The following is a 17,634-nucleotide window of genomic DNA, read 5'->3' on the forward strand; positions in this document are numbered from 1 at the left end:
GGTGCACGGCCCGTTGGAAAGTGCCGGTCGCGCTGCGGGAGGACGCCATGCCCTTCGTACGCGACTACCGCGGAAGCGGTGCCGGCCGCCTGCACCATCGCCCCTGAGCGTCCCGGCCTCGCCGTCGCGGGCGACACCTCCGGCGGCTGGTCCCGCATCCGCACCCCCTACCTCTCCCTCGGCGACGCCGCCGACGTCTGCCGGGAGACGGCCCACCTGGTGCCCGAGCTGCCCGCGCTGAAGCCCTTCCGACCCGACATCCCCGTACGGCCCGCCGAGACCTCGGCCCCCGTCGTCCAGCCGAACCCCGTCACCGACTGACACCCCGAACACGACGAAGGGCCAGCCTGGGAGGAAACCCTCCTGAGCCGGCCCTTTCTCTGTGCCCCCGGCAGGATTCGAACCTGCGACACCCGCTTCGGGAGTGGGATCGAATCCTTGCCGGGGGATGCCTGGCGCTGCCGCGCGGTGCTGTTTCTCCTGGTCAGGACCGCGCGGCGAGCCACTTGATCCGGATCATGCCGCGCTGTCTCGGGCAGTCCGCTCACGCATCGCTCACGCGCTGCCGGCTGCTGAGCAGCGCGTGGGTCAGACCTGGCCGAGGTCGATCTGCACGGGGAAGGGGGCCGCTACCTTGAGGACGCCGGTGAACACGTCTCCGTCCCGGTAGGTCTTCGTCGCGGGGTCGAGAACGTAGGTGTACACGAGGGGAACGCCTGTCGCAGCCTGCTCGATCCTCCAGTAGAAGCCGATGCCCGCCTTGGCGTACTGGTCGACCTTCACGATCCGGTCGGTGGTCTCCGAGCCCGGCGACACCACCTCCGCGACAAGCAGCACGTGCTCAGGGCGGGTGGGGGTGATGTCGATCGTATCTGCGCGGTACACGATGACGTCCGGGCGGCGATTGGTGAGGGGGACGTCCTGAAGCCGGACGTCGAAGTCCGTGTCGGCGTTCCACTCCGGGCCCGCGGCGGCATCCAGGGCGTTCGCCAGAATCCGGGCGAGCCGGTTGTGCCGCTTGGACGCGCTCGGACTCACGACGACCATCCCGTCCACGATCTCGATGCCGGCGCACTGCTCCTCGGACCAGGACGCGTACTCCTCTGCCGTGATCTGTTCATGCATCCATGCCGGGGCCACCATCTCGGCCGTCATGAAGCACCTCCCGGACACTGTGCTGCGGGCCCGATCCCGCTGGATTCAGCGTACTGTCTGCCGTCCGTCCGGCACGCTCGTCCCGCTCGCGCACCCTCCCCATCGGCCGCCATCCGACCAGCGCGCCCACGGTAAGAGTGAGGAACCGGCACCGTGGCCTCGTCACCAGGGGACCGGAACAGGCCAGCGGCACCACTGACCCGGTGCGGCAGCCGCCGCGGTACCGCTGGCGAGGATACGGCCCGGCGGGGACCTTGTACCGTTCGGTACGCGTCTGCTGCCCAAGGCGGATCGGGCGATCGCTGAGACCGCCGCCAGGCTTGTACCGCACGCCGTCGCCCCCTCTCGTCGGTGGCTGTGTGCCCGGCCCCGGAGCACGTGCCGGACGGCGCCGATTCGTTGGGCGCCACGGGAACAGTCCCGTCGCGCAGCTTTGTGGGTGGGCGCGAGGTAGCCCCGACAGCCGCAGTACTCGTAGCAGCGCGAGTAATCCGGGGCGGGGGCGGGACGCTCTGGTGGACGCCGCGGTGACCGCAGCCCGGGCGGTTCAGGGGGTAGTGCTGGTTGTCGTGGCGTGGGCGGAGAGGCCGGTCCGGGCGGTGCCGCGGGTGGGTTCGGTATCGGCGAAGGCGAGGACGCCGCAGCGTCCGCAGCGGTATCGCGGCATTCCGTGCTCGTCAGGCGGGACGGGCTCGCCGGATCTTGTGCACTTTGGTTCGGCGGTGTCCCCGCTCGCCGGTCTGCTTCGAGTGCCAGAAAAGGAGACCGAGCCCGTAAGAAGTGTTCATCTCCGTGCCCGTCCCTGCTCAGTACGTCACTCGTGTCTTACGCCCTGCTTGCCGAACTGGACCTGAAGGAGAGCGAGATGAGCAGCCCGCTGCCCGGCGGGACCCAGAGGGACGAGCCGGACGGAACCTGGCCGGTGGAGGAGTGGACCGTTGAGAACTTCAGGTCGCTCATCGCCACGGATCTGCCGTCGATCCAGCGCGTTGCGGCCATGCTGGACCTTCTCGCCGCTGAGCCGGAGCGCGCGTACAGCACCACCGCCCTCGTCGAGCGCATCAACCTCGACCGTGGTCAGATCAAAGGCGCCCTGGCTGCCTTCACCCGGCACCTGCACGCGCACTACGGGCGCGGCAACCGGCCGATGAAGTTCGAGTGGGCTACCGACCCCGACTCCACCTACCCGGCTGAGGCGTTCTACCGTCTCGACAAGACGAACGCGGCTCGCTGGCAGGAAGCACGCGCCACGGCGTAGTGCGCTCGGCGGGGTGGGACCGATGCAGCGGCCCACGGTAGCCGAGCCGCCGGCTCCGCTACCGCTTCGGCCGTACCGACACCGAGAAGCCGGCCTCCAACAGCTCTGCCGCGAACGCCGAGACCTCGTCCGCCGAATGCCGACCCTGTCGGAAGGGCCTGTCTTCCGGCAGTGGCGGCGGGTCCGGGCTTCGGCTCCGCCGTGGGCTGCCGGCCCGGGGCTTGATCTGCTCACGCTCGCCCGCTCGGATGCGGTCGGGTCCCGGCCTGAACGGTTGCCCGCCCGCACCGCTCACGCAAACGGCCCCGGACGAGGAGTCCGAGGCCGAGTAGGAGCCCCCACTGGGGGAGAAATCCCAGGTCAGAGCGGCAATGCGTTGCGCCCCCGGCAGGATTCGAACCTGCGACACCCGCTTCAGGAGTTTTCCCTGGGCGGGGCTGTGACCTGCGGAACCGTAGTCTCCAGTGCGCCTGAGCTGGGAAATCACCCCTCCACGGTCTTTGCGAGTTCTCAGCCATTCCCGGCCTCATGTGTGCCGTATCCGTTCCGGCCAGCCACTTGGTTGGGGGCGGTACTCGCTGAGGAGGACGACCAGGGGCACGCCGAAGAACTGCGGCTGTCGTTCGGCGGCCAGGCATGACGCATGCCCCGCTCTCGTCCCAAGGTTGTGAGCGGGCAGGCGGAAACCCGTAGCCTGGTACCAGCAGCAGTACGCAGCCCGATGCACGCGGAGGGGATGCCGATGACCACAGCTCCGAGCGGTGACCCTCACCCGCCGCGCCCGTCCTCGCATCCGCTGCGGACCATCCGAGACATCCGGGAGTCCCTGCCTGAGGACCAGCGTCGGCACTTCGACGCTGAGCTCGCCGACACGGAGATCGAGGCTCTGCCCGAGATGCTGCACCGCTGGGTCACGCTGAGTAACGATGGTTTCGAGGAATTCCTGCTCTCCCGGCCCTTCGAAGGGCTGGAGTTCGGCACCCGCTCCTACGATGCGCAGACGGACGCCGAGTGATCTACCTGTTCGACACCAATGTCGTCGCCGAGCTCACGACCCGGGCGAAGCCCGACCCGCGCGTCCTTGCCTGGTTTCGGTCCACGGCCCGCCCTAACCGCTTCCTGAGCGTGATCACTGTGGCTGAGATCGAGGCCGGCGTTGCCGCCGCCCCGGATCCCGTAAGGCAAGCCCGCTACGCACAAGCCCTCGCTGCGGTACGGCAAGAATTCCGTGACCGCATCGCACCGATCGGCGAACCGGAAGCCGCCGCCTACCTCACCATCCACAGGACGCTCAAGCTTGCCGGCACCAGCATCGACCCACCGGACGCCCTGATCGCCGCCACCGCCCTGGCCAACGGCTGGACAGTGGCCACACGCAACATCAAGCACATGTCCCGAACCGGGGCTCTGGTGGTCAATCCGTGGGAGCAGCAGCTGTAGGAGCCGCGGCTTCGGTGCTGTATGTGTGCTGCAACCGCAGAGGCCCTCCCGTCCGCAGGACGGAAGGGCCCCTGACCAGGTCTTTCTCTGTGCCCCCGGCAGGATTCGAACCTGCGACACCCGCTTTAGGAGAGCGGTGCTCTATCCCCTGAGCTACGAAGGCGGGGCTTGGGTGAAACCTTGCGCGGGACTCGGTGCACGAGTCGCGGCCAGGTCTCTCGGTCAAGCCCTGAGCGACCTGAGGCGGCAGCTGCGGCGAGGCGGTGGGCGGAGCCCGCGTGACACGTCGCAGCGCCCGTCGGGGCGCTCGATCAACAGACTACCGGATCGAGGCTCGGACGGGCGCTGGTGTATCGGAGCGGAGGGGTGGCCAGGCTGTGTGGCACGCGTGTCGCCACGAGGGAGCGCCCTCCCGAGCCGGAGGCGTGGCCCACTGGACCTCCGGTTCGGACGGGACGGGAGTCGGGGCCGTCACACGCGGGCGGTCATGACCTGCCGAGGAGGCGCCAGATCTGGTTCTTCTTGGTGGTCAGCGTGCTGCCGGTGTCGCAGGTCCACTGGTGGATCTTGGCTCCGGGCGCGGTGGAGACGGTGCTGACGTCGACGCACTTGCCGCTGTGCACGGCGACGAGCTGGTAGTCGTGGCTGTTGCCGAGCGCGGTGACCGGCCTGAGCGTGAAGCGCTGGTTGGCGCCGTTGAGGCACGTCCATTGCTGGACGGCGGCTCCGTCGGCCGTGGAGAGGGCGGAGACGTCCAGGCACTTGCCGCTGGAGTGGTTGACGACGGTGTAGGTGTCGGCGGCGCCGGCGACGGGGTGGAAGTCGAAGGTCTGCTCCTGTCCGCCGGTGCAGGTGTTCTGCTGGTACTGGGTGCCGTTGGCGGTGGACTGGCCGGGGTTTTCGAGGCACAGCCGGCTGTGTTGGGCGACGGCCGTGGAGGAGAAGCCGGTGGCGGCGCCGATGTGGAGGTTCCGCGGCGCGAAGGAGATCTCGTCCAGGTGGGGCGCGGAGCTGGAGCGCATGGGCTTGCCGATGTCGCTTCCGCCGCCGGAGTAGACCAGGCCGATGGTCGTGCCGTCGTAGTTGTAGAGCTGGGAGGCGGTGAACTTCACCGTGTTGGCGCCCTTGGCCAGGGTCACGGGGACGGTGTGGGTGGCGAACTGGTTCCAGTGAAGCGTGCTGGCGAAGTTGACGCGGGTGGCGGCGCCGCCGTTGACGCTGACGTCGGCGTGCTCGGCGTACAGGTCGGGGTTGTAGTGGTTGGAGGGCAGTTCCTCGGCGTTGGCGTAGCGCATGGTCATGGCGTAGACGCCGGCCGTGGGCGCGTTGACGTCGAGAGTGAGGGAGTTGGCCGGGCCGTTGCCGATGCCGGTGACGACTCCTCCGTCGGCCTGGGTGTAGCCGGTGTCCGTGGCCGCGGTGCCGGTCAGGGCGCCGTTCTCGGCCTGGTAGGTGACGACGTTGCCGGTGGTGACCGGGTCGGCGGCGCCGAACGGGGTGACGGCGAGGTCGTCCAGGGTCAGGGTGCCGCCGGCGCCGGTGACCTGGACCTTGTTGATGCCGGCGGTCAGGTGGACCCGGTTGGCGGAGGTGGACCAGGCGCCGGTCGTCGCACCGGAGAGGGTCTGGTCGTCGACCGTCCCGCCGTTGACGGCGAGGGCGGCCTGGCCGGTGTTGCGGTAGCGGGCCGACAGGTCGGCGTAACCGTCCTGCGCGGAGTAGACCCAGAACGTCGCCGACTTGCCGGAGGTGAGGTCGACCGCGCCCGCGCCGGACTGGCCCTGGGAGGTGTAGGCGGCGGTGGCGCTGTCGGAGAGGACGGCCTGCTCGGCCTCGTAGAGCGTGGTGCCCTGGACGGCTGCGTCCTCGTACCGCAGGTCGATCTTGTCGATGATCGCGTCGCCGACGGTCGTCGCGCCGTTGTCACCGGTGGTGGCGAGGGTGATGGTGTGACTGCCCGCGGTGAGGTGGACGGTGGTGTCGCCGTGCCCCCAGACCACCCACTGGAAGCCGACGGGTATGTCGATCCTGGTCGAGGCGCCGCCGTCGACGCGCGCGTACACGTTCGTCGGGCCCTTGACGTCGGCGTCCCTGGCGTAGCTGTTGCCGAACACCGACAGGTCGTAGTCGCCGGTGGCGGGAACGGAGACGGGGAAGGAGATCACCGTGGTCGAGCCGGTGCGCAGACCGCCGACGTCCTTGGTGCCGGAGGTGGCGAACTTGCTGACGTTGCCGGTCGTTCCCTCGGTGTTGATGTTGTAGCCGCTGCCGCTGAGCGTGGCGTTCTCGGCCTCGTACGTGCCCGTCCAGGTGCTGTCGGAGGCGGTGGCGCTGCCGGTGCCGCCCGGGGAGACGATCACCTGGTACGCCGACATGCGGTCGAGAGCGATGGGGACGGTGATGGAGCCGTCGGATCCCACGGCGACATCGGCGTCGGAGAGCCGGGTCGGGGTCGCCGCCGCGCCGATGTAGCCGCTGTAGCGGTCCTGGAACACGCTGACGTGCACGGTGCTGCCGAAGACCGCGGGGTCGATGTTCTTGATCACCGTGCTGGAGGCGCCGCTGGTGCCGCCGCCGGCGAGGATCACGCGGGCCTGCTTCTTGGCCGTGTCCAGGCTCGCCACGCCCTGGAGGGTGTACGCGGCGTCGGCCTCGGTGCTGGTGACCTTGACCGTGTTGCCGCCCTTCATGGAGCTGTACCAGTTGTACAGCCACCACTGGGCGTTGGGGGTGTTCTGGGCGGCGGCGGAGTCGCCGAGGTTGCCGTTGATGTTCCAGTACGGCAGGTTGCCGTCGACCTTCTCGTCCTCGATGGCCGAGATCCACTGGACCATCTGGCCGGGGTCGGTCAGGTGGTAGCGGTGGGCGTACTCGTTGAGGTTGACGGGGATCGGGGAGGTGATCCCCGCGGCGGTCTCCACCGCCCGGTAGGCGTCGACGGTGTCGCGGACGCCGGCCGGGCTGCCGAGGGTGTGCCAGGTCACCACGTCGGGCAGGCAGTTGTTGGCCTTGCAGTAGGTGAGGAATCCCTTGAGAGAGGAGTCGCTGTAGCCGGCGCTGTTGGGTCCCGCCAGCCGCGCCTGGGGCCAGAGGCCCTTGATGAAGTCGTAGGTCTGGCGCCACTCGGCGTTGAAGTCGGCGAGCGCCGTCGCGTTGGTGCGCATGCCGTTGAACCAGCCGATGTCGGGCTCGTTGTAGGGCACGAAGACGATGTGGCTCGCGTACGGGCTGGCCTTCGCCTGCTCGACCTGGGTTCTCATGTACCCCTGGTACTGCGCGTAGCTGGTCCGTTCGTAGACCCCTCGGTACACGTCCGTCATGTAGATCATGACGTCCCTGCCGCCGCTGTCGACGAACGGCTCGGCGACCTCCAGGGCGTCCGAGCCGGGGTGCTGCTGGCCGTCCTGGTACTTGGTGTTGGTGGTCTGCAGCCCCATTCCCTCGATGAGGTTGTTCGTCGGCACGTCCGGTCCGTACAGGCCGTACAGCGCCCCGGACGCGCCGCCGCGGAAGGCTCCGGTGGAGGTGCCGAGGTCGATGGTGAGGGTCGGGGTGGCCGCGGAGGCCGGCGTCGCCGTCACGGTGGTGACGCCGGCCACCACGGTCAGCGGGAGCAGCGTCCTGGTGATGCCGTGGAGGAGGCGTCTCTTGGCCGAGCGCCTCTGCCCGAGTCTTGGCATGTGCTTGCGTCCCTTCAGGGATGGGGCTGGTTGTTGCTGCGCCGGCCCCCGTGCCGGACGTGTGGGTGGGTGTCGCCCGAGGGTCAGGCGACGGTGGTGGTGACGCTCGCCCCGGCTTCCGCGCCGCGACGTGCGTGGTCCCGGGCGAGGAGGAGGTAGCTGCTCGCGGTCCAGGTGTAGGCGCGGTCGCGCAGTCCCTCGCCGGTCAGGGCGTCGAAGTTCTCGGCGAAGCCCGAGGTCTCGCACAGGGCGCGGAAGCGGGCGCTGATCTCGTCCGCGAGGCGGACGTGCCCGGCGCGCCGCAGGCCGTCCTCGACGAGGACGGTGGCGGGGGCCCAGACGGGGCCGCGCCAGTAGCCGTCGGGCTCGTAGTGAGGTGAGCCGTGGTGTTCGGTGGCCAGGCCGAACGCGGTGAGGTGGGCCTCGATCCGGTCGGCCAGCCGGTCGCGGACCGGTGCCGGCAGGCGGTCGCCGAGCACGATCGGCATCAGGTCGAGCAGGCTGGCGCTGGGGGTGCGGGCACCGCCGTGGGCCGGGCGGCTCAGGAACCTTTCGCCGTCCCACAGTTCGTCGAGCAGGGCCGCCTGGAGGTCGTCGGCGGTGGCGGCCCTGCGGTGTGCGTCGTCGGAGAAGCCCAGTTCGTCGGCCAGCCGGGCCAGTTCGTCGAGCTGGAGGATCAGCAGGGCGGTGAGGTCGGCGGTGACGGCGAGACGCCCCGGGTCGAAGGTGGTGGCGTTGTCCCAGCCGCTGTCGTTGCCGTGCTGGTAGTGCGGCAGGGCGGCGCCGGGCGCGCGCCGCGCGGTGAGCCAGAAGTCGCTCCAGCGGGTGAGCCGGTCGTACGCCTCGGTCAGCTGCGCCCGGGTGAGCGGCTTGGGGAGACGTCGGCGCAGGTGGCCGAAGGCCCAGCCGTGGATGGGCGGTTTGACGAAGTTGTAGAGGACCTCGGAGTGGGTGACGGAGTCGGGCAGCGCGCCGCTGTCGTCCTGATGGTCGAAGGGGAGGGAGAACTGGTCCCAGGCGAGTTCGGGGCAACCGGGGGCCAGGGCAAGGGCGTTGAAGCAGTGGTCCCAGCTCCACACCTTGTCCATCCAGTGCTTGGACATCAGTACGGCGGGCCGGGTGACCAGGCCGGCCGGGAACACGGTCGCCGACCACACCACGTAGGCGGCGAGTCCGGCGGCCGGGGTGGCCTGCGAGCGCCAGGGGGCGACAGTGTCGGCGAAGCCGGCGAACAGCTCCCGCGCCGCGTCCCGGACCCCGGCGAACGTGGCCGGGGAGCGGAAGGGCACCCGTGCGGCGTCGAGTTCCTCGACCGCGACCTCCCACGAGCCGTCGGCCCCGGCGGCGACCGTGAGGCCGCGGTCGGCGGCGCCCAGCGCCTGGGAGCCGCAGACGGCGATGACCGTGCCCGACAGCACGGTGATCCGGTAGCGGCGGCCGGTCTCGTAGGAGGTGAACACGTGCGCGTCGTCCACCGGGTCGCGGTAGAAGTAGGTCCCGCCGAACGGGGTCAGGGCCCGTGCTGCCGCGCTGATGCGCAGGTGCAGTCCCTCGCCGTGCACGCGCACGGTGTCGGGCGACTCGTAGGCGAGGTCCACGCGCCCGGCCGCCGCGGTCCAGCAGAGCAGGCCCGGCGTCGCCTCGACGGAGGTCGCCGCCCGCTCGCCCGTCGCCGCGTCGAGGGGGACGAGGCGCAGGACGGCGTGCATGCCGTTCTGGTGCGAGACGAGGTGGAGGTCCTCGGCGCGGGTCCGCTCCGACAGCACGGGGGAGACGCCGAACCAGGAGCCGTGCGTGCTGAAGGGGATGTCGTGGACGGAGAAGGCCGGGCCGGCCGGTGCGGCGGTCATGGAGGCGGCACTCATTTCTTGTGCGGGGGTGGTCGGCGGTTAGCGTCCGCCGGACGGGTCACGGTGCTCGCGCGGCCGCTCGTGGGGAGGGCGGGGAGCCGGGCGGTGCGGGGCGGCGCGCGGGGAGCCGGGGTCAGTCCTTGACGGCGCCGGCGGTCACGCCTGCGGCGACGTACCGCTGGGCCAGGACGAGGATGACCGCGGCCGGCAGCGAGGCCACGACGGCGGTGGCCATGATGGCGTTCCACTGCTGGTTGTTGTTGCCGATGTAGTGGTAGATGCCCAGGGTGATCGGCTCGTGTGCGCCGCCGTTGACGAGGGTGCTCGCGAAGACGAAGTCGGACCAGGACCACAGGAAGGCGAACAGGGACACCGTGACGACGGAGTTGCGGCTCATCGGCAGGACGATCGCCCAGAAGGTGCGCAGCGGTCCGGCTCCGTCCGTCTTCGCGGCCTGCAGCAGTTCGCCGGGGATGCCGGACATGAACGCGGTGAAGATGAGGACGGCGAACGGGACGGCCAGGGTCGAGTCGGCGACGATCAGGCCGGGCACGGACTGGAGCAGGCCGAGCTGCAGGTAGACGGCGTAGAAGCCCATCGCCATGATGATGCCGGGGATCATCTGGGCGGCCAGCAGGACGAAGCCCAGGACTCCGCGGCCGCGCGGGCGCAGCTTGGCCAGCGCGAAACCCGCGGGTGCGGCGAGTGCCACGGTCAGGGCCACCGTCCCGAGGCCGATGACGAGGCTGGTGCCCAGATAGGGCAGTTGCTGGTCGACGACGGCGCGGTAGCCCTCGAGGGTCGCGTGGGCGGGGAACAGGTCCGGCGGGCTCTTGCGCATGTCCTGGTCGGGGGTGAAGGACACGTTGAGCATCCAGTAGACCGGGAACAGCATGACCGCGGTCAGCAGCAGGCCGACGGCCGTCTTCACCCAGGTGCGGCGGCGACGGTTCGGGACCGTCCGTGCGTGCGTCATGACAGTGCCTGCTTTCGCTGGACCCGGACGTGGATCAGGCCGAAGACCAGGGCGGCGACGACCAGCAGGTTGCCGACGGCCGCTCCGGGTCCGAAGGCGGGCAGCAGGTTGCCGAAGCCGAGCCGGTAGGACCAGGTGGCGAAGGTGGTGGACGAGTCGGCCGGACCGCCCTTGGTCATGATCCAGATGATGTCGAAGACCTTGAGCGTGTAGACGAGGCCCAGCAGCAGGGTGATCGCGGACACCGGACGCAGCAGGGGGAAGGTGATGCGCCAGAAGCGCTGCCAGGCGTTCGCCCCGTCGAGCGCGGCCGCCTCGTACAGGCCGGCGGGGATGGACTGCAGACCGCTGTAGAGCACGACCAGGTTGAAGGGGACGCCGATCCAGACGTTCGCGATGATCACCGAGGCCAGCGACCAGGACGGCGAGGTCAGCCAGTTCACGGAACCTACGCCGACGGCGTGCAGGGCGGCGTTGACGATGCCGGAGTCGCTGTTGAGCATCCACGACCAGGTCGACGCCGACACGATGAGCGGCAGCAGCCACGGCACCAGGAACAGCGCCCGCAGCGTGGCGGAGAGCCGGAAGTGCTGGTTGAAGAAGACGGCGAGCCCCAGACCGATCGCGTACTGGAAGACCAGGCACACGGCGGTGAACACCGCCGTGTGCAGCAGCGCCGGAGCGAACGTCGGGTCGTCGAGGACGATCCGGTAGTTGGCCAGGCCCGTGAACGGCGCGTCGCCCCGGACGAAGGAACGCACCGTGTAGTGGCGCAGGCTCAGGTCGATGTTGCGGTAGAGCGGATAGGCGTAGAAGAGGACGAGGTAGAGGGTCACCGGGGTGAGGAACGCCCAGGCGGCCCACTGCGGGGAGGCGGGACGGCGCCGGGCGGGGGTGCGGGACGGGGGCGGGGCGGTGGTCGCCGCCCCGTTCCGGTCGCGTACCGCCCGGCGGTCCGGCGGCGCTGTCGTGTGTCTCATGGGTTGACCGGCGTCCTGGTCACTTGGCGGCCGACTGGGCTGCGGTCAGCGCGTCCTTCGGCGACGCGGACCCGCTGAGGGAGGACTGCACGGCCTTCCACAACTGCTCGGAGATCTTCGGGTACTTGGTGCCCAGGTCGTCACTGGTGCGTCCCTTGGCGGCGCGCACCGCGTCGACCCAGGGCTTGAGTCCCGGGGTGGCCGCGACCTGCCGGCCCTGGACCTCGGCGGTGGGAGCCACATAGGACAGCGTCGTGTCGGTGGCGAGCAGGTTCTGGCTGCTGCTCAGGCAGGACACCAGCTTCTGCGTGGTGGGGTAGCGGCCGGTGTCGTCCTGCACCGGGACGGTGACGAACTCACCGCCCGTCGGAGCCGCGGCGTTGCCCCCGGTGGCGGCGGGGACCGGGATGACGCCGTAGTCGAAGCCGGCCTTCGCGGCGTTGGCGAGCTGCCAGGTGCCGTTCTCCGCGAACGCGTAGTCGCCCGTCGCGAACTCCTGCCAGCTGGTCGTCTGGGTGTTGTTGATCACCGAGTTGGGGGCGTAGCCCTTGTCCAGCCAGTTCTTCCACAGCGACAGCGCGGAGACCGCCTGGTCGGAGTCGAGCGCGGTGAGCTGGGCTCCGGACCCCCAGAACCAGGGCAGGAACTGGAAACTGCCCTCCTCCGTGCCGATCGCGGAGAACGTGATGCCCTTCTTGCCCGCTCCCTTGACCTTCGCGAGCGCCGCCGTCAGCGACTTCCAGTCCTTGACGGAGGAGACGTCCACGCCGGCCGCCTTCAGGACCGCCTTGTTGTAGTACAGGGCGAGGGTGTTGGCGCCGATGGGGGTGCCGTAGGTCTTCCCGCCCGACTGGCCGGCCGCGAGCAGGTTGTGGTCGACCTTCGCGACGTCCAGCTTGTTGTCGTCGGTGGAGGTGAGCACGCCCGCTTCCGCCAGGGTGGACACCACCGGGTTGTCGACGATGAGGACGTCCGCGGAGTTGCCCTGCTGCGCCGCGAGCAGCGCCTTGTTCGTGAGGTCACCGGTGTCGAACGCGGTTCGCTTGATCTTCACGCCGGCCTTGGCGCCGCAGCCGTCCAGCAGCTCGGCCCACGCCGACGTCTTGTCGAACTGGGGGTAGGGGTCCCAGATGGTGAACGTGCCGCCGTCCGAGGCGTTCGTGGACGTGCCGCTCCCTGCGGAGGAGCACGCGGTGGCGCCGGCGGTGACGGCGACGACGGTCAGGACTGCGGCGGTGAGACGCCGTCCGGCGGATCTGTTCATGGCGAGTCCTCCATGGATTTCGGCACGGGTGTGCCCTGGGAGCGGCACGGATGTGCCCGGGGGATCGGCACAGACATGGGTGTGCCGTGAGATCGGCACGGGGGTGCCGGGGGAGGGGAGGGCGGAGGCGGAGAGGGAGGGAGAGGGGGAACGGGAGGTGGAGCGGCGGGCGCGCCGGGAGGGCGCCCGCCGGTGAGGGCTAGGGGTGGGTGGAGTCCGCGGGGTCCGCTCCCGGTTCGGCGGGAGCGGCCCCGGCGGGGAGGGAGCCGGCGGGTGCGGTGCTGGCCCGCAGCGAGATCGGCGGGGCGAGGAGGTGGTGCCGGGCCGGTGAGTCGGGATGGTCGAGCCGCTCGACGAGCAGGTCGACGGCGATGCGGCCCATCTGCTCCGCCGGCACGTCGGCCGCGGTGAGCTGCGGGGTCACCGTCTCCGCCCACCGGGCGGCCACGACCCCCGTGACGGAGAAGTCGCGCGGCACATGGCGGCCGGCCTGCGCCAGCCCCCGGTAGAGGCCGCCGAGCGCGGCTTCGTTCAGGGTGACGAGCGCCGTGGTGGCGGGATCGTCGTGCAGGATCCGCTCCAGGCAGGCGAGGCCCGAGGCGGCGTCGTCCCCGCAGCAGTACGTCCTGACGGCGAGGCCGCGTTCCGCGGCGGCCTTGGTGAAGCCGTCGAGGCCCCGGTGGGCCGATTCGTAGCCGGCCCGCAGCAGCTGCTCGGGCCGGTTGACGAAGGCGACCCTGCGATGGCCCAGGTCCGCGAGGTGGTGCACGCAGGCCGCCGCCAGCGCCGTGTGGTCCAGGCCCACCCACCAGCTGCCCTGCGGGTGCGCGGTGCGGCCGATGGCGACGGAGGGGAAGTCCAGCGCGGTGAGATGGTCGAGCCGGTCGTCCTGCAGCCGGATCTCCATCAGGATCGCGCCGTCGACCCGCCGTTCGCCCAGCAGCCGCTGGAACGAGCGGTCGCTGTCCATGCCGCTGGGTGAGAGCAGCACGTCGTAGTCGTAGGCCGCGGCGGCCTCCGTCACGCTGCCGATGAAGTCGAGCTGCATGCCGGTGTAATGGTTGCCGGCGGGCGGGAAGACCAGGCCGATGGTGTTGGTCCGGCCGTTGGCCAGGGCTCGCGCACTCGCGTTGGGCTGGTAGCCCAGCTCGTCGATGACCCGCTGGATCTTGTCGCGGGTCTCCTCGGACACGGGGCGCTTCCCGCTGAGGGCGTACGACACGGTGCTCCGCGAGACACCGGCCCGCTTGGCGATCTCACCGATGTTCACGGGACTCCTAGCCGGGTTGATCGAACCGGTTCGACTGTTCTGGGGAACGACCTCGGCCGGGTGGCCGATCGTCGAACCGGTTCGCGTGAAGTGAAGGTAGGAGCAACCCGGACGGGTGTCAACGCTTCGCGCCGGATTTTCGTAATGTCCCGGAAACGCCGTCGGAGTGCGGACGCCCCACCCCGAACCGGTGGGGTGCGAGCCCGCCTGTCGTCGGGCCGCGGGTGATCCGCGGGAGCGGAAAAGCCCTCGTCCCCAGTGGTGGAAGGCCCTGCCGGGGAGAACAGACGGCGTCGGGGTGAGCCTGCGGACCGGCCCGGGGTCGGCTCCGGGATGGTCCTCGGGGGCTCGCCTCGGAGGCGGCGGGGGCGACCGGGGGCGGTGCCGGTCCAGTGGGGAACTGTGCGTGGAGGTGCGGAAGGGGCGGCGTCCAGGATGTTGTCGGTCCGCGCCGCCGGTGCTAACTTCATCGAACCGGTTCGATCCGCTTCCCGCGCACGGGTTGAGCTGAACCGAGCGGACCGGAAGCGAGGTTCTGTCAGGTCAGCGGGACGTGGGTGAAGCGGGCTGCCGTGTGGAGGTCGGCCTCGATGCGCGAGGCCGACGACCGCAGGGCCGGGAGGACGTCCCGCACGCACTCCTCGGCCGTGCGCCGGGCGACATGACTGGCCGCGTTCAGGGCGGCGACGGTGCGGCCCGCACGGTCGTGGATCGGGACGGCGATCGCTCGCACCCCCTGCTCGAGTTCCTCGTCCGCCAGGGCGTACGACGACGCGGGGTCGGTGGGCGCCGCCAGCAGCACCCGGCCCAGGGACGTCGAGTGGGCGGGCAGCCGCGTGCCGACGCCGACGTCCACGCTCATGACGTGGCTCGCGGCGGCACGGGCCGTGTACTGGATCTCCTCCCGGGACCCGGTCAGCACCGCCAGCGAGGTCGTCTCCCGGACCTCGTCCGCCAGTGCCGCCATGTGCGGAGCCGCGATCCGGGGGAGCGAGGTGCGCGAGAGCGGGGGGAAGCCGAGGGCGAGAACGCGGGGCGTGAGGGCGAAGGTGCGGGGGGCGGCCGGTGTCACCAGACCCAGGTGCTGGTAGGTGATCAGCGCACGGCGGGCCGTCGCCCGGGCGAGCCCCGTCGCCTTCGCGACCTCGGTGAGGGTGAGTTCGGCCCTGCCCTCGCCGAACGCCGTCAGGACGGTCAGCCCCCGGGCGAGGGACTCGACGAACTCGCGGCCCAGTGCCTGCTTGGACGCCCCCGTCCAGACGGCCAGCCCCGCGGGCGGCGGGCCGGACTCCGCGGCCGGCGCCCGGCGCAGCTCGTCCTCCATCGCGGCGACGGCCGTGCGCAGCCGAGGGAGGAGGGTGGCGCGCAGATCCGCCGCCGTGTGCCGGCTCGTGTGGCTGACGACGCTCGCCACGCACGCGATCCGCGCGGTGCGCGGGTCGCGGACCGGGACGGACACGGCGACCAGGCCCGCTTCGATCAACTGGTCGTCCAGGGCGCAGTCCTCGTCCGCGGCCAGCGCCGTCCTGCGGGCGAAGCCGAATCCGTCGTCGTCCGAGAGCGAGGGGGGCGGCGGGACGGCCGGGAAGGCCCCGTCGTGCGGGTCCGCCGTGCGGCGGGCGCGCCAGGACCGCCACTCCTCGTCGGTCCACTCGGTGGCGAACAGCGGTCCCGGCGCGGTGCGTTCGGCCGGGAGCAGGTCGCCGATGCGGAAGCTCAGGGACATCGCGCGGCGGCGGGTCGCCTGGTGGATGAAGCGGATGCCGTCGCCGTCGGCGACCGCCAGGGACACGGACTCGTCGAGTTCGTCGGCCAGGGCGTCCGCGGCGGACGACAGCAGCGCCGGCAGACGCAGGGCGGCCAGGTAGGCGTTGCCCAGTTCCATGACGCGGGGGGTCAGCACGGCGTTCCGGCCGTCGAGGCGGACGTATCCCATGCGGGCGAGGGTCGCGACGATCCGGTCGACCGTCGAACGCGCCAGACCGGTGCCGCGCTCCAGGTCGCTCGGACTCGCCGTGCCGCCCTCGGCGGTCAGTCGCCGCAGCACGTCGACACCGCGGATCAGCGGCGTGACGGCCTCCGCCGGAACGGGTGCGGCGGCTTCCGGAGGCGGGCCGGGCGCGGCGGCCCCGGGCTGCGGGGCGGGCGCGGGCGTCCTGGTCGCGGGCATGCGGTGAATTCTCCGATACGGGCGGTACGGGGGTGCGCCCTAGGGGGCCGGCGCCGCGCACTGCGGGGTCGACGGGGCGGTGTGCCTGCCGCCCTGCGGCTGCCGCCCTACGGTAGCCCCGGGGGCGTCCCCGCACCGGCTCGAGCCACCACCCGGGGCCTTGGTGCGAGCCCGGCCGGGCGGGGGAGGGGAGAGGCGGGAGTCGGGTGGTGACCGGGGCCGGAGTCCGGGCGGACCGTGCCTACCGTCGGGTCACCCGCACCCGGTAACCGTCCGCCGAGTCCGCCTCCGTGACCGCGATCCGGATGCCCCTCTTCGCGTCCTTGAAGGTCTCGCCCGGGGCGAAGGGGGCGTCGGAGAGCTCGGCGTGGACGTTGGGGCTGCGGGTGCAGCCGCCGCTGTCGGGGCGGGAGTCGTAGACGGTCACCGGACCCATGCCGGTGTCGACGTCGGCGTCCACCTTGTAGACGAGGACGCCCGGGCGGCACACCGCCTCGTCGTTCCCGCCGCGTGCGCGCATCTCGACGGCGTAGCCGGTGCGGGCGCTGAGCGGGACGAACACGAGTTTCGGGCCGCCCGCGCGCGCGAGGGGCGTCAGTGGGTACTCCGTCGTGCCCGGTGTGGCCGCGCAGGCGATCTGGGAGGCGTCCAGCCAGCCGAGTTTCCACTTGTGCCAGCCGAGCAGGTCGTTGTTGGCCCCCCAGTCCTCGCTCATGATGTCCCAGTGGCCGACGGCGCCGCCGCCCTCCTGGGTGTAGAGGTCGGGCAGGCCGAAGACATGCCCGTTCTCATGGGGCAGGACCCGGTAGCCGGTCCGGTCGTAGGAGCCCGAGCCGTCGTCCTGGCGGGAGTACACGAACGAGGCGTTCGCCACCGACACCCCGTCGGCGACCGGCGCCTCCGCGTTCCCGGCGAACGTCACCGACAGCACCGTGTCCAGCGCGGAGGGGCCCGCGTTCGGGGTGATCAGCACGTTCAGCAGGTCGTAGTGGCGGAAGTCGACCTCCGGGTCGGCGGCGCCCACGATGTCCTGGACGAGTTCGCGGTAGCCGGGCTCGAACGGCGCGCCGCGCTCTATGCCGTACGCGTGGAACGACTTGGGCATGCGCAGCCAGTGCCGGACGGGCGTCTCGGCGCGGTAGTCGAGACGCCCGTAGGAAGCCGTGCGGAACCACTGCTCCGTCTGCGGGAAGAACTCGCGGTAGCGGCTCAGTGCGCTGCCCCGGCCGGGCGCGTCGGAGAAGTCGATCATCAGGGTGAGGGCGCGGACGACGCCGGTGGAGCGGGAGTAGCCGCCTGCGGTGGGCAGGCCTTCGGACATCTGCACGGACGCGCGCCCACTGATCATGCAGGGGGCGAGGGCGGCGGTGCGGGCCACGGTGAGGGGGCCGGCGCCGGCCGTCGTCGAGCCGGGGACGGGGGCGAGGTGACCGCTGCCGGCGGACGAGCTGAGGGCGAGCGTCAGGACGGTGACGGAGGCGAGGGCGGCGGCGCGGCGCGTGCGTATAGGGCGGCGGCGTGGGTCCCGGGCAGTGCGCGCGGACTGCGGCTGCATGCGGGGGCCTTTCGCTCCGGCAGCCACCGGTCGCCG

The 17,634-nt window shown here is 71.2% G+C and carries 12 protein-coding genes, 1 tRNA gene and 1 pseudogene; 4 read left to right on the plus strand and 10 right to left on the minus strand.

Annotated elements, in window-relative coordinates:
- Nucleotides 1-72: 72 nt before the first annotated feature.
- A pseudogene (locus ACH4ZA_RS07550) lies at nt 73-321 on the plus strand (conjugal transfer protein TraS); the annotation flags it as partial.
- A gap of 267 nt (nt 322-588) precedes the next feature.
- Here the strand turns inward: ACH4ZA_RS07550 and ACH4ZA_RS07555 are convergent.
- Nucleotides 589-1,155, minus strand: a complete 567-nt coding sequence (locus ACH4ZA_RS07555; protein ID WP_319276133.1) for a Uma2 family endonuclease — start codon at nt 1,153-1,155, stop codon at nt 589-591.
- 820 nt (nt 1,156-1,975) lie between these two features.
- Here ACH4ZA_RS07555 and ACH4ZA_RS07560 point away from each other — a divergent pair.
- From ACH4ZA_RS07560 to ACH4ZA_RS07570, 3 genes are all read left to right on the plus strand, one after another.
- Entirely contained in the window at nt 1,976-2,413 is a 438-nt protein-coding gene (locus ACH4ZA_RS07560; RefSeq protein ID WP_319276134.1) for a hypothetical protein, read from the plus strand.
- Between the two features lie 742 nt (nt 2,414-3,155).
- A complete protein-coding gene (locus ACH4ZA_RS07565) occupies nt 3,156-3,428 on the plus strand; it encodes a hypothetical protein (RefSeq protein WP_398428439.1) in 273 nt (90 codons plus the stop codon).
- Nucleotides 3,425-3,853, plus strand: coding sequence for a type II toxin-antitoxin system VapC family toxin (locus tag ACH4ZA_RS07570; RefSeq protein WP_398428441.1), 429 nt, complete (start codon nt 3,425-3,427; stop codon nt 3,851-3,853). The genes ACH4ZA_RS07565 and ACH4ZA_RS07570 overlap by 4 nt, the downstream gene beginning before the upstream one ends.
- A 90-nt stretch (nt 3,854-3,943) precedes the next feature.
- Here the strand turns inward: ACH4ZA_RS07570 and ACH4ZA_RS07575 are convergent.
- From ACH4ZA_RS07575 to ACH4ZA_RS07615, 9 genes are all read right to left on the minus strand, one after another.
- Nucleotides 3,944-4,016 (minus strand) — tRNA-Arg (locus ACH4ZA_RS07575).
- A 322-nt stretch (nt 4,017-4,338) separates the two neighbouring features.
- Complete coding sequence (locus ACH4ZA_RS07580) at nt 4,339-7,533, minus strand: RICIN domain-containing protein (protein ID WP_398428442.1); 3,195 nt, start codon at nt 7,531-7,533, stop codon at nt 4,339-4,341.
- 83 nt (nt 7,534-7,616) lie between these two features.
- The gene (locus tag ACH4ZA_RS07585; protein ID WP_398428444.1) at nt 7,617-9,383 is read right to left on the minus strand and encodes an amylo-alpha-1,6-glucosidase; all 1,767 of its coding nucleotides are present in this window, start codon (nt 9,381-9,383) and stop codon (nt 7,617-7,619) included.
- A gap of 133 nt (nt 9,384-9,516) precedes the next feature.
- On the minus strand, nt 9,517-10,359 hold the full coding sequence (locus ACH4ZA_RS07590) for a carbohydrate ABC transporter permease (protein ID WP_319276259.1): 843 nt from the start codon (nt 10,357-10,359) through the stop codon (nt 9,517-9,519).
- Nucleotides 10,356-11,339 (minus strand): sugar ABC transporter permease, encoded by a 984-nt coding sequence (locus tag ACH4ZA_RS07595; protein WP_319276260.1) that lies wholly within the window; start codon nt 11,337-11,339, stop codon nt 10,356-10,358. The genes ACH4ZA_RS07590 and ACH4ZA_RS07595 overlap by 4 nt, the downstream gene beginning before the upstream one ends.
- A 19-nt stretch (nt 11,340-11,358) precedes the next feature.
- On the minus strand, nt 11,359-12,603 hold the full coding sequence (locus ACH4ZA_RS07600; RefSeq protein ID WP_398428445.1) for an extracellular solute-binding protein: 1,245 nt from the start codon (nt 12,601-12,603) through the stop codon (nt 11,359-11,361).
- Between the two features lie 199 nt (nt 12,604-12,802).
- Nucleotides 12,803-13,873: a LacI family DNA-binding transcriptional regulator gene (locus tag ACH4ZA_RS07605; RefSeq protein WP_398428447.1), complete on the minus strand. Its 1,071-nt coding sequence runs from the start codon at nt 13,871-13,873 to the stop codon at nt 12,803-12,805.
- A 538-nt stretch (nt 13,874-14,411) separates the two neighbouring features.
- Nucleotides 14,412-16,043 carry a helix-turn-helix domain-containing protein gene (locus tag ACH4ZA_RS07610; protein WP_398428449.1) on the minus strand — a complete coding sequence of 544 codons (1,632 nt, stop codon included), beginning with the start codon at nt 16,041-16,043 and terminating at the stop codon, nt 14,412-14,414.
- Nucleotides 16,044-16,284: 241 nt separating this feature from the next.
- Nucleotides 16,285-17,598, minus strand: coding sequence for a M6 family metalloprotease domain-containing protein (locus ACH4ZA_RS07615; protein ID WP_319276264.1), 1,314 nt, complete (start codon nt 17,596-17,598; stop codon nt 16,285-16,287).
- Between the last annotated feature and the right edge of the window lie 36 nt (nt 17,599-17,634).

Origin of the sequence: Streptomyces sp. NPDC020597, assembly GCF_044335095.1 — a bacterium.
In the GTDB taxonomy this organism is placed as follows: domain Bacteria; phylum Actinomycetota; class Actinomycetes; order Streptomycetales; family Streptomycetaceae; genus Streptomyces.